The organism is Microbacterium sp. USHLN272, assembly GCF_037149655.1.
Classification (GTDB): domain Bacteria; phylum Actinomycetota; class Actinomycetes; order Actinomycetales; family Microbacteriaceae; genus Microbacterium; species Microbacterium galbinum.
Genome location: NZ_JBBCRA010000006.1, coordinates 1 through 11,740, shown reverse-complemented (window position 1 = coordinate 11,740; position 11,740 = coordinate 1). Strand labels below are relative to the sequence as shown.

At 71.4% G+C, this 11,740-nt stretch carries 10 protein-coding genes and 1 rRNA gene; 5 read left to right on the top strand and 6 right to left on the bottom strand.

Annotated features, from left to right (window positions below):
• Nucleotides 1–844, bottom strand: an 844-nt coding sequence (locus tag WFJ97_RS16400) for a DUF222 domain-containing protein (RefSeq protein WP_336642263.1), incomplete at its 3' end; no start/stop codon positions are given.
• A gap of 414 nt (nucleotides 845–1,258) precedes the next feature.
• Here WFJ97_RS16400 and WFJ97_RS16395 point away from each other — a divergent pair.
• The 3 genes from WFJ97_RS16395 (at nucleotide 1,259) to WFJ97_RS16385 (ending at nucleotide 4,687) form a co-directional block, all read left to right on the top strand.
• The gene (locus WFJ97_RS16395; RefSeq protein ID WP_247634035.1) at nucleotides 1,259–2,542 is read left to right on the top strand and encodes a M18 family aminopeptidase; all 1,284 of its coding nucleotides are present in this window, start codon (nucleotides 1,259–1,261) and stop codon (nucleotides 2,540–2,542) included.
• A gap of 103 nt (nucleotides 2,543–2,645) precedes the next feature.
• Nucleotides 2,646–4,085 carry a purine-cytosine permease family protein gene (locus WFJ97_RS16390; RefSeq protein WP_336642262.1) on the top strand — a complete coding sequence of 480 codons (1,440 nt, stop codon included), beginning with the start codon at nucleotides 2,646–2,648 and terminating at the stop codon, nucleotides 4,083–4,085.
• A complete protein-coding gene (locus tag WFJ97_RS16385; RefSeq protein WP_442928455.1) occupies nucleotides 4,082–4,687 on the top strand; it encodes a cysteine hydrolase family protein in 606 nt (201 codons plus the stop codon). Before WFJ97_RS16390 ends, WFJ97_RS16385 begins: the two co-directional genes overlap by 4 nt.
• Before the next feature lie 153 nt (nucleotides 4,688–4,840).
• On the opposite strand, the gene WFJ97_RS16380 is transcribed toward WFJ97_RS16385, so the two are convergent.
• A complete protein-coding gene (locus tag WFJ97_RS16380; RefSeq protein ID WP_336642261.1) occupies nucleotides 4,841–5,551 on the bottom strand; it encodes an MBL fold metallo-hydrolase in 711 nt (236 codons plus the stop codon).
• Nucleotides 5,552–5,650: 99 nt separating this feature from the next.
• Here WFJ97_RS16380 and WFJ97_RS16375 point away from each other — a divergent pair, with 99 nt between their 5' ends.
• Nucleotides 5,651–6,226 carry a TetR/AcrR family transcriptional regulator gene (locus WFJ97_RS16375; protein ID WP_336642260.1) on the top strand — a complete coding sequence of 192 codons (576 nt, stop codon included), beginning with the start codon at nucleotides 5,651–5,653 and terminating at the stop codon, nucleotides 6,224–6,226.
• Nucleotides 6,227–6,275: 49 nt separating this feature from the next.
• Here the strand turns inward: WFJ97_RS16375 and hutI are convergent, their stop codons facing one another.
• The 3 genes from hutI to hutH are packed head-to-tail and all read right to left on the bottom strand — an operon-like array spanning nucleotide 6,276 to nucleotide 10,709.
• Nucleotides 6,276–7,469 (bottom strand): imidazolonepropionase, encoded by a 1,194-nt coding sequence (gene hutI, locus WFJ97_RS16370; protein WP_336642259.1) that lies wholly within the window; start codon nucleotides 7,467–7,469, stop codon nucleotides 6,276–6,278.
• A gap of 32 nt (nucleotides 7,470–7,501) precedes the next feature.
• A complete protein-coding gene (gene hutU, locus WFJ97_RS16365) occupies nucleotides 7,502–9,175 on the bottom strand; it encodes a urocanate hydratase (protein WP_247634030.1) in 1,674 nt (557 codons plus the stop codon).
• Nucleotides 9,168–10,709: a histidine ammonia-lyase gene (hutH, locus tag WFJ97_RS16360; protein ID WP_336642258.1), complete on the bottom strand. Its 1,542-nt coding sequence runs from the start codon at nucleotides 10,707–10,709 to the stop codon at nucleotides 9,168–9,170. Before hutH ends, hutU begins: the two co-directional genes overlap by 8 nt.
• A 58-nt stretch (nucleotides 10,710–10,767) precedes the next feature.
• Between hutH and WFJ97_RS16355 the strand changes: the two genes are divergently transcribed.
• A complete protein-coding gene (locus tag WFJ97_RS16355; protein WP_442928453.1) occupies nucleotides 10,768–11,550 on the top strand; it encodes an IclR family transcriptional regulator in 783 nt (260 codons plus the stop codon).
• An 89-nt stretch (nucleotides 11,551–11,639) separates the two neighbouring features.
• Here the strand turns inward: WFJ97_RS16355 and rrf are convergent.
• Nucleotides 11,640–11,740, bottom strand: a 5S ribosomal RNA gene (gene rrf, locus WFJ97_RS16350); the annotation flags it as partial.

Genomic DNA, 11,740 nt, shown 5'->3' with positions numbered 1-11,740 from the left:
CGGATGGGACGAACCGCACCCCACTGGCCATGCCCGCATCCGGGAGCGGGGTCGCGGGGACGGGCGGCCCGTCGACTTTCGGGTTCAGGTACGCGTCCCAGATGCGTTGCAATTGCCCCGCCGTCTCGGGCAGCAGCGACCCGCGGATCGGGATCACCCCGTCCTTCACCCGCCCGAGCACGATCCCCCGGGCGCGCATCGCCTGCTCTTCGGCAGGTTCCGCACCGTCCGGGTCGAGGTAGGTCACGATCACCCGCGACAACAACTTCACGTCTTCCGGCGTCGCCGGCGGGCCCGCATCCGCGCCGGCATCCGCGTCAGCTCCATCGACAGCAACGAGGCCCCGAGCGTACTCCGCCAGCTCGGCGTCCGCCCGTAACCGGTCCGCTGACCCGATCCGTGCCCCGGCCTGCTCCACGGGCCCGGTCGCGGCCAGTAGCCCCGCGACCCCGACGGCCCCGTTCAGCAGCGCTTCCCGCATGGCGGGCCACCGGGCGGGCAGCAACGCTCCGGAGGAGAAGTCCAGCTCCCGCCGGACGATCTTTCCGGCCTTCACGACCCGTGCCGCCCCGGCCGCGTCCGTACGCAACACCCGTTGGACGAGTTCGTTCATCGTCCGGCATCCGAACCGTCCGCAGAACGCCAATTCCCCTGATCCCGCCGGGCGTTGATCGACCGATCCCACCGTCTCCACGATGACCGCATCCACCCGCCGAGCGACCTCACCCGCGGCCCGGAGCACCTGCATCTTCTCCGCATCCGACAACCCTGCCAGTACGTCCGCGCGCAGCACCGCGGCCAGGTCGGCGGCGACCCCGTCCAGGACTTCGGCGGTGCTGTTCATACGTCCCAGTCCACCAGTAGCCACCGACATTCCGACACGAAAACCCCAGGCCACAGCCAGTATCAACGCGAACGGTGGAGAACTCCGAACAACACGGCAGCGGTGCAGAACGAGTGCACACGGGGCGGGGCCCTTCGACAAGCTCAGAGACCCAGTTCGCGCGGCAATGCCGCGGCCCTTCGTCTCGCTCCGCTCGCTCAGGAACCGGGAACACACGCGAGGCGGAACGCTTCAAAGCTCAGACCCCAGCGGCGACGGAGGCGTGGCCCGGCACCTCGCCGCGCTCATCCGGCACCCGGATGGCGCGCGGGACCCTCGTCCGGCTCGGGCACCGGTGGCAGAGGGAGCCCGGGTGCGAGCACGACACCATCCGCGGGTACGCTCGAAGGACGCCCGTCTGCAGGAAGGCCCTCCATGCCCGTCACTCCGGTCGCCCTCGCCCACGCCGAGGACCTCGCCGACTTCGTCGCCGCTTCCCCCTCGAGCTATCACGCCGCGACCGCGGTCGCCCGCCGCCTCGAGGACTCGGGCTTCACGCGCCTGAACGAGGAGGATGCCTGGCCCGCACAGCCCGGCGGTCGCTTCGTCGTGGTGCGCGACGGCGCGACGATCGCCTGGGTGGTGCCGACGGATGCCTCGCCCACCACACCCGTGCACGTCTTCGGCGCGCATACGGATTCCCCCGGTTTCAAGCTCAAGCCGCAGCCGACGACCGGTACCCGCGGCTGGCTGCAGGCCGCCGTCGAGGTGTACGGCGGACCTCTCCTGAACTCCTGGCTCGACCGTGAGCTGCGGCTCGCCGGGCGCCTGGCGCTGACCGGCGGCCGCGTCGTGCTCGCCGACACCGGCGCGCTGCTGCGCCTGCCGCAGTTGGCCATCCACCTCGACCGCACCGCGAACAGCGGGCTCGCTCTCGACAAGCAGGTCGAGACGCAGCCGGTCTGGGGTCTCGGCGACCCGAGCGAGGCCGACGTGCTCGGCGAGCTCGCGGCATCCGCCGGTGTCGACGCCGCCGATATCCGCGGCTACGACGTCGTGATCGCCGACACCGCTCGCGGCGCCGTGTTCGGCAAGGACGACGCCTTCTTCGCCTCGGGTCGCCTCGACGACCTCGCCTCGGTGCACGCGGGCGTCGTCGCCCTCGCCGCGCACGAGGCCGAGGCGGGCGCCCCGATCGCGGTGCTCGCGGCCTTCGATCACGAGGAGCTCGGGTCGAACTCGCGCTCCGGCGCCGCCGGCCCCTTCCTCGAAGACATCCTGGGGCGCATCTCCGACGGGCTGGGGGCGGATGCCTCGGAGCGCCGCCGCGCCTTCGCATCGTCGTGGTGCCTGTCGAGCGACGTCGGCCACTCGGTGCACCCGAACTACGTCGGCAAGCACGACCCCGTCGTGCAGCCGGTGCTCGGATCGGGTCCGATCCTCAAGCTCAACGCCAACCAGCGGTACGCGACGGATGCTCTCGGCGCCGCCGCCTGGCACGCCTGGTGCGAGCGGGCCGGCGTGCCGACGCAGGAGTTCGTGTCGAACAACGGGGTGCCGTGCGGCTCGACGATCGGACCGATCACGGCGACCCGCCTCGGCATCCGCACGGTCGACGTCGGCATCCCGATCCTGTCGATGCACTCCGCGCGCGAGCTCGCCGGCGTCTCGGACCTGCACGATCTCGCCCGCACCGCCGAGGCGTTCTTCCGGTCCTGACCGGGTCCTGAGCCGGGTCTCGACCCCGCCTTGACCCCTGCCCTGATCCGGCGTCGTTCGTCGTATTCGCCCCGATGTCGGCGCACGGTGCCAGGATGAGGGGATGACGCAGAACCCGCCCGGCCTCATCGAGCGCGCCGGCATCGAGATCATCCCCGAGTCCGAACGCACCGCGAAGCCGCGCGACCTGTTCTGGCCGTGGTTCGCGGCGAACGTGTCGGTCTTCGGCATGTCGTACGGATCGTTCGTGCTCGGCTTCGGCATCTCGTTCTGGCAGGCGACGATCGTCTCGGTCGTGGGCATCGTGGTGTCGTTCCTGCTGTGCGGGCTCATCGCGATCGCCGGCAAGCGCGGATCGGCGCCGACCATGGTGCTCTCGCGCGCGGCGTTCGGGGTGCACGGGCAGAAGGTGCCCGGCATCGTGTCGTGGCTGACGTCGATCGGCTGGGAGACGTTCCTCGCCATCATGGCCGTGCTCGCGACCGCCACCGTCATCACGCAGCTCGGCGGCGACGGCGACAGCATCGCCGTCAAGATCACGGCGACCGTCATCGTCGCGGCGCTCATCGTGGGCGCCTCGGTGCTCGGCTACCACGCCATCATGAAGATGCAGTCGGTGCTCACCTGGCTCACCGGCGCCGTGACGATCCTCTACGTCATCCTCGCCGCGCCCAGCATCGATCTCGAGGCGGTGCTCGCGCGTCCGGACGGCGGCATCGGACAGGTGATCGGCGCCCTCGTCATGGTGATGACCGGTTTCGGACTCGGCTGGATCAACATCGCCGCCGACTGGTCGCGCTACCAGAAGCGCACGGCATCCGACGGGGCGATCGTCGCGTGGAACACGATCGGCGGATCTGTCGCTCCCGTGATCCTGGTGGTGTTCGGTCTGCTGCTCGCGGGGTCCAACGACGATCTCTTCGCCGCCGTGCAGGCCGACCCGATCGGCGCCCTCGCGACCATCCTCCCACTGTGGGTGCTCGTGCCATTCCTGCTCACCGCCGTGCTCGCCCTCGTCTCGGGCGCGGTGCTCGGCATCTACTCCTCGGGCCTCACACTGCTCAGCCTCGGCATCCGCATCCCCCGCCCCTCGGCCGCCGCGATCGACGGCGTCATCCTGACGATCGGCACGATCTTCGTCGTGTTCTTCGCGACCGACTTCCTCGGCCCGTTCCAGAGCTTCCTCATCACGCTCGGTGTTCCGCTGGCGTCGTGGGCGGGCATCCTCATCGCCGACATCCTGCGCCGCCGCAAGGACTACGACGAAAAGGCGCTCTTCGACGCGAAGGGTCGCTACGGCGCCTGGGACTGGACCTCGATCGGCACGATGGTCGTCACGAGCGTGATCGGGTGGGGGCTCGTCCTCAACGGCTTCGCCGAAGATGCCCCGTGGAACAACTGGCAGGGCTACCTGCTCTTCCTCGTTGGGGGCACCGAGGGCGACTTCGCGTACGCGAACCTCGGCGTCTTCTTCGCGCTCGTGCTCTCGTTCCTCGTGACGTACGTCGCGCGCGCGGGCAAGATCCGGCGGCAGGAGGCGTGAGCGCCTCGGCGGGCGCGACGTCGCCGGCGGAAACCGGAACGGCAGCACCCGAGACCGAGCAGTCGTGGTTGGTCGTGATCGATCCGCAGGCGATCTTCGCGGCACCGGATTCCGCCTGGGGGTCGCCGTTCTTCGCCGAGGCGTTGCCCCGTATCCGGGCTCTCGCGGAATCCTTCGGCGAGCGCGTGCTCGTGACGCGATGGATGCCGACGGCCGATCGCGCGACCTCGTGGGGTGACTACTTCGCCGCCTGGCCGTTCGCCGATCAGCCGCCGACCGACCCGTTGTTCGCTCTCGTGCCCGAAGCCTCCGCCCTGTCGCCGCTGCCGACGCTCGACCTGCCGACGTTCGGCAAGTGGGGCGCCGACATCGAGCGGATCGTCGGACGCGGAGCGCACATCGTGCTGGCCGGCGTCTCCACGGACTGCTGCGTGATCTCGACGGCGCTGGCCGCCGCGGATGCCGGGGCCCACGTCACCGTCGCGGCCGATGCCTGCGCGGGGTCGACCGCCGAGAACCACGCCGCCGCCGTTCAGGTGATGGGCCTCTACCCGCCGCAGATCACCATCAGCGACACGGCGACGGTGCTCGCGGGGCGCTGAACCCGGGGCGCTGAACCCGGAACACCGAACCCGGGGCGCTGAACCCGGAACGCCGACACCGGAACGCCGACACTTGAACGCCGGCACCTGAACGCCGAACGCCGAACGCCGAAGGCCGAAGGCGGAGCTTTGAGCCCGAGATCAGGAGCTCCGTCAGGCGGATGCCCGCACGGCTGCCGCGATGTCGGCCGGTGATCCGCGCCAGGGGGCTCCGTGCCCGGGAAGCACCCACGAAGCCGAGACCCCGGCGAGCCGGTCGAGGGAGGCGAGCGCCTCGGCCGGCTCATCCGTGAACGGGGCGGGCTGCGCACCGACCTGCCCGGTGAGCACGTGCCGGGTGGTGAGCGCGTCGCCGACGAAGACGGCCTCGACGAGGGGAACGTGCACGGCGATGCTGCCGGGCGAGTGCCCCGGCATCCCGATCACGACGGGCGAGCCGGGCAGGTCGAGCACGTCTCCGTCGCCGACCTCGCGCACCTCCGCGACGTGGTGCGTGCGGAAGGCGTTCTTGCGCAGCCCGTAGCCGAGGAACCCGAGCATCGGCCCGATCCGAGCCGGCCCCATCGCGGTCTTCGGTTTCTCGCCCGTGCGCACGCGGTGCGCATCGGCGGCATGGATGAGCACGGGCACCCCGACCTCACGCCGCAGTCGTTCAGCGAAGCCGATGTGGTCGCTGTCGCCGTGGGTGAGCACGACGCCGCGGATGTCGCTGAGCGGGCGCCCGATCTCGGCGAGAGTGCGCTGCAGATCGCGCCAGTGTCCGGGGAGTCCGGCGTCGACGAGCGTGATGCCCTCGGGCGTTTCGATCAGGTACGAGGCGACGATGTCGTTGCCGAGGCGGTGGAGGTGCGGGGCGAGCAGCATGGCGGGGTCCTTTCTGGACGGGTGCGATCGGCGGACGATTGCGAAAGCTACGATACGTAGCTATCATGGCTACTGTCAATAGCCATGAAGGAGGCGCCCGTGCCGGCACCCGAACGCACCTCGACCGAGGCCATCGTCGCCGCCGGTCGCGCGATCCTCGAGGAATCGGGGCCGGCGAGCCTCACGATGCAGGCCGTCGCCACCCGCGTCGGCGTGCGCGCCCCCTCGCTCTACAAACGCGTGCGCGATCGCGATGCCCTCCTCACCGCGGTGGCCGAGGCCGCGATCGACGAGCTCGGCTCGCGTCTCGCCGACTCCGCCTCCGGCACCGGCACCGGCACCGACACCGACACCGACACCGACAACTCAGGTACCGACCTCACGAGCCTCGCCGAGGTCTACCGCGCCTTCGCGCACGAGCACCCCGAGAGCTTCCGGCTGATGTTCACGGCATCCGCTCCCGTCGACGCGCTGCACCGCGCGTCGGAGCCCGTGCTGCGCGCCGCCGCCGCGCTCGTCGGCGAGGCGGATGCCCTCGACGCCGCGCGCCTGTTCACCGCCTGGGCGACGGGATTCCTGCAGATGGAGCTGTCGGGGGCGTTCCGGCTCGGCGGCGACGTCGGCCAGGCCTTCGACTACGGGCTGCGCCGGCTCCTCGCGGGGCTGACCACCTGACCGCCTGACCGCCTGAAAGCCCGCAGGCCCGACCGCCCGCAGCGACGGCTCAGACCGCGACGCCGTCCTTCCACACGCGTGCCACGAGCGGCACGCCGGGGCGATACGCGAGGTGGATGCGGGTCGGCGCGTCGAGCAGCACGAGGTCGGCCCGCGCCCCCGGAGCGACGATCCCGATGTCGTCGCGGCGCAACGCCCGGGCACCGCCGGCCGTCGCGGCCCACACGGCCTCCGCCGGGGTCATGCCCATGTCGCGCACGGCCACCGCGATGCAGAACGGCATCGACGACGTGAAGCTCGATCCGGGGTTGGTGTCGCACGCGAGCGCGACCGTGACGCCGGCGTCGATGAGGCGGCGCGCATCGGGGTACGGCTGGCGGGTCGAGAACTCGACGCCCGGCAGCAGGGTGAGCACGGTGTCGGATGCCGCGAGCAGCGCGACGTCCTCGTCGGTCAGGTAGGTGCCGTGGTCGACGGATGCCGCGCCCAGCTCGACCGCGAGCGCGACGCCCTCCCCCGGTCCGAGCTGGCTGGCGTGCACCCGCGGCGCCAAGCCCCGGGCGATCCCGGCCTCGAGCACGCGGCGCGACTGCGCGACGGTGAAGGCCCCGGTCTCGCAGAACACGTCGATCCACCGCGCGTGCGGGGCGCAGGCGTCGAGCATGGGGCCGATCACGAGGTCGACGTACTCGTCGCCGCGGTCGGCGTACTCGGCCGGCACGACGTGCGCGCCGAGGAAGGTCACCTCGGGCGTGACCTCGGCGGCGAGACGCACGAGACGCTCCTCGTCGGCGACGCTCAGCCCGTACCCGCTCTTGATCTCGACGGTCGTCGTGCCCTGCGCGAGCATCTCGTCGAGGAACCCGCGCACTCGCGCACGCAGCTCGTCGTCGGTCGCCGCGCGGGTGGCCGCCACGGTCGATCGGATGCCGCCGGCCGCGTACTTGCGTCCCGCCATCCGCTCCTCGAACTCGACGGCCCGGTCACCCCCGAACACCAGGTGGCTGTGGCTGTCGACGAACCCGGGGATCACCGCCCGCCCCGCGGCATCCACGATCTCATCGGCGGGCGGGGCATCCGCCGCTGCCCCCACCCACGCGATCCGGTCGCCGTCGATGAGGACGGCCGCCTCGTGCAGCGTGCCCACCGAATCGCCGCTGTCCGAGGCCCCTGAGCCCACCGATGGGCCCGTCCCCGGAGCGTTCGTCGTCAACTCGCCGATGTTCGTGAGGAGCGTCGTCATGGCGTCAGCCTTTCAGATTCGAGAAGTGCAGCTCAGAGCATCGGGATGTTCAGGCCGCGCTCGCGCGCCACCTCACGGGCGTGTTCGTAGCCCGCGTCCACGTGCCGCATCACACCGGTGCCGGGGTCGTTGGTGAGCACGCGCTCGAGCTTCTGCGCGGCGAGATCGGTGCCGTCGGCGACCGTCACCTGACCGGCGTGGAGCGAACGACCGATACCGACGCCTCCGCCGTGGTGGAGCGACACCCACGAGGCACCCGAGGAGGTGTTCAGCAGCGCGTTGAGCAGCGGCCAGTCGGCGATCGCATCGGAGCCGTCCTTCATCGCCTCGGTCTCGCGGTAGGGAGAGGCCACGGAGCCCGAGTCGAGGTGGTCGCGCCCGATCACGATGGGCGCCGAGAGCTCGCCCGAGGCGACCATCTCGTTGAACCGCAGCCCGGCGAGGTGGCGCTCCTTGTATCCGAGCCAGCAGATGCGGGCGGGCAGCCCTTCGAAGTGCACCTTCTCGCCGGCCTTCTCGAGCCAGCGGTGCAGCGCGGTGTCGTCGGGGAACAGCTCGGCGATCGCCCGATCGGTCTTGGCGATGTCCTCGGGGTCGCCCGAGAGCGCCGCCCAGCGGAAGGGTCCGCGCCCCTCCTCGAACTGCGGGCGGATGTAGGCCGGCACGAATCCCGGGAACGCGAACGCGCGGTCGAAACCGCCGAGTTCCGCCTCCCGACGGATCGAGTTGCCGTAGTCGAAGACCGCGGCTCCGGCGTCCTGGAACGCGACCATCGCGGCGACGTGCGCCGCCATCGACTCCCGCGACCGCCGCGTGAACTCCTCGGCATCGCGCTCGGCCTCCGCCTTCCACTCGGCCACGTCGACGCCGATGGGCAGGTAGGCGAGCGGGTCGTGCGCGCTGGTCTGATCCGTCACGATGTCGATCGGCACACCACGGCGGTGCAGCTCGGGGAACACCTCGGCGGCGTTGCCCACGACACCCACCGAGAGCGCCTCCCCGGCATCCTTCGCCGCGAGGACGCGGGCCACGGCGGCGTCGAGATCGGTCGTGTACTCGTCGAGGTACCCGTGCTCGACGCGGCGGGCGAGGCGAGACTCGTCGACGTCGACGATCAGCACCACGCCGTCGTTCATCGTCACCGCGAGCGGCTGCGCGCCGCCCATGCCGCCGGCACCGCCGGTGAGGGTGAGGGTGCCGCGCAGCGAGTCGCGGCCGAGCGAGCGGGCCACGGCCGCGAACGTCTCGTAGGTCCCCTGCAGGATGCCCTGCGTGCCGATGTAGATCCACGAGCCGGCCGTCATCTGGCCGTACATGAGCAGACCCAGTTCCTCGAGCCGGCGGAACTCGGGCCACGTCGCCCAGTCGCCCACGAGGTTCGAGTTGGCGATGAGCACGCGCGGCGCCCACTCGTGCGTGCGGAAGACCCCCACCGGCTTGCCCGACTGCACGAGCAGCGTCTCGTCGGGCTCGAGCTCGTCGAGGGTGCGCACGATCGCGTCGTACGCCTCCCAGCTGCGGGCGGCGCGGCCCGTGCCGCCGTAGACGACCAGGCTCTCGGGGTGCTCCGCCACCTCGGGGTCGAGGTTGTTCATCAGCATCCGCTTGGCGGCTTCGGCGCCCCAGCTCTTGGCGGTGCGCTGATTGCCGCGTGCCGCGCGCACGGTGCGCGTCGTGTCGGTGAGGGTGGGCTTCTGGTCAGTCATTCGCGTGCTCCTGTGCGATGCGGGCGACGGCGCCGGACTGCACGAGCGCGGTCACGGCCTCCATGTCGGGAGAGAGGAATCGGTCGGGCCCGGGGCCGGCGGCGACCGTGCGCACGAGGTCGCGCACGGCACCGGTGGCCGGTCCTGCGTGGAGGGGGGCGCGCAGATCGAGGGCGCGGGCACCGGTGAGGATCTCGATCGCGAGCACCCGACCGAGGCCGTCGATGGCGCGGCGCAGCTTGCGCGCGGCCGCCCAGCCCATCGAGACGTGGTCCTCCTGCATCGCCGACGAGGGGATCGAATCGACGGATGCCGGAACCGCGAGCCGCTTCAGCTCCGACACGATGCCGGCCGCGGCGTACTGCGCGATCATGAGGCCCGAGTCGACGCCGACCTCATCGGCGAGGAACGGCGGAAGACCGTGGTTGCGCGCCGGATCCAGCGCCCGGTCGGTACGCCGCTCCGACACCGAGGCGACGTCGGCGACCGAGATCGCGAGGAAGTCGAGCACGGCGGCGACCGGCGCCCCGTGGAAGTTGCCGTTCGACTCGATCCGCCCGTCGACCGTGATGACCGGGTTGTCGATGACGCTGGCGAGCTCACGGCCGGCGATCGTCGCCGCGTAGCCCGCGGTGTCGCGCGCGGCGCCGTGGACCTGCGGCGAGCAGCGCAGCGAGTACGCGTCCTGCACCCGGCCGTCCTCCGGGCCCTTGTGGCTGTGCACGATGGGCGAGTCACCGAGGAACGCGCGCAGGTGCGACGCCGAGACGCCCTGTCCCGTCTGCGGACGCAGCGCCATGAGATCGGCGGCGAAGACGGCATCCGTGCCCAACTGCGACTCGATCGACATGGCCGCGGCGATGTCGGCGGTGAGGAGCAGACCCTCGAGGTCGTGGAGCGCGAGCACCAGCATCCCGAGCATCCCGTCGGTGCCGTTGATGAGGGCGAGTCCCTCCTTCTCGACGAGGGTCACCGGCTCGATGCCGGCGGCCGCCAGCGCCTCGGATGCCGGGACCAGCGCACCGTCGGGGGCGCGCACGTCGCCCTCGCCCATCGCCGCCAGTGCGATGTGGGCGAGCGGGGCGAGGTCGCCCGAGCAGCCGAGCGATCCGTACTCGCGCACGACCGGCACGATCCCCGCGTTGAGCAGCGCGGCGTAGGTCTCGACGACGACGGGGCGCACGCCGGTGCGGCCCGAGGCGAGCGTCTGCAGTCGCAACAGCTGGAGGCCGCGCACGACCTCGGCTTCGACCTCGGCACCCGTTCCTGCCGCGTGCGAGCGGATGAGGCTGGCCTGCAGCTGCAAGCGACGGTCGGGAGCGATGAACGTGGTGGCGAGTGCGCCGAACCCGGTCGAGACACCGTAGTGCGGATGCGGATCGGCAGCCAGCCCGTCGATCACGGCGCGGGTCTCGGCGACGCGAGCGAGCGCGTCGGGGGAGATCACGACGGGGGCGCCATGGCGGGCGACGGCGACGACATCGGCGGGAGCCAGCGGGGCGGCGCCGACGAGCACGGGGGCGAGTTCACTCATGTCTCGATTCCACACCCGAGGGGTCGCCCGCGACAGCGGATCATGACATCCTGTGTCTGTGATCCCAGACAGTTCGGATGCCGTAGCCGACGCTCCCCTCCAGGTGCCGGCGGCCGAGCACACCCTGCGGATCCTCCGGTATCTGGCCGGACGGCCCGCCCCGGTCGCCGCGTCGGCGATCGCACGCGAACTCGCGCTCCCGCGGTCGACCGTCTACCACCTGCTCCGCACCCTGGCGTTGCACGGCTTCGTGGTGCACCTGCGCGAGGACCGCCGCTGGGGCCTCGGCACCTCCGCGTTCGAGCTCGCCGGCGGCTACGCCCGACAGCAGCCGCTCGCCCGGCTGGGGCGTCCGCTCGTAGCAGCCCTCTCGGACCGCCTGGGCGAGAGCGCGCACCTCGCCGTGATGAGCGGGGGCGACGTGCTGTACATCGTCGAAGAGCGCGCGCCGCGGCGGCCGGCACTCGTCACGGACGTCGGCGTGCGGCTTCCCGCGCATCTCACCGCGAGCGGACGGGCCATGCTGGCCGCGCTCCCCCGTGAGCAGGTGCGCGCACTGTATCCGAGCGCCTCGGCCTTCCCCGACCGCACCGGCGTCGGTCCGCGGAACCCCCGCGAGCTCCGCGAGGTGCTCCGCGAAGTGCGCACGCGCGGATATGCGACCGAAGACAGCGAGGTCGCCGACGGCCTGCGCTCCGTCGGCGCCGTGGTGCGCGATCACAACGGGTGGCCGGTGGCCGCGGTCGCCGTCACCTGGGCAGGGAACGACGTCACGGAGACTCAACTGGCGGATGCGGTACGTAGCACTGCCTCGGTACTCGAGGCGCGCCTCGCGCACTGATCACGCGCACACTGAACATGCGCGCGTGCACATGCCCGTAAAACGAAAAAGAGCCACCCAGCGTTGGGTGGCTCTTTTTCTTAAAAGAAGTCCGGCGGTGTCCTACTCTCCCACAGGGTCCCCCCTGCAGTACCATCGGCGCTGTGAGGCTTAGCTTCCGGGTTCGGAATGTAACCGGGCGTTTCCCTCA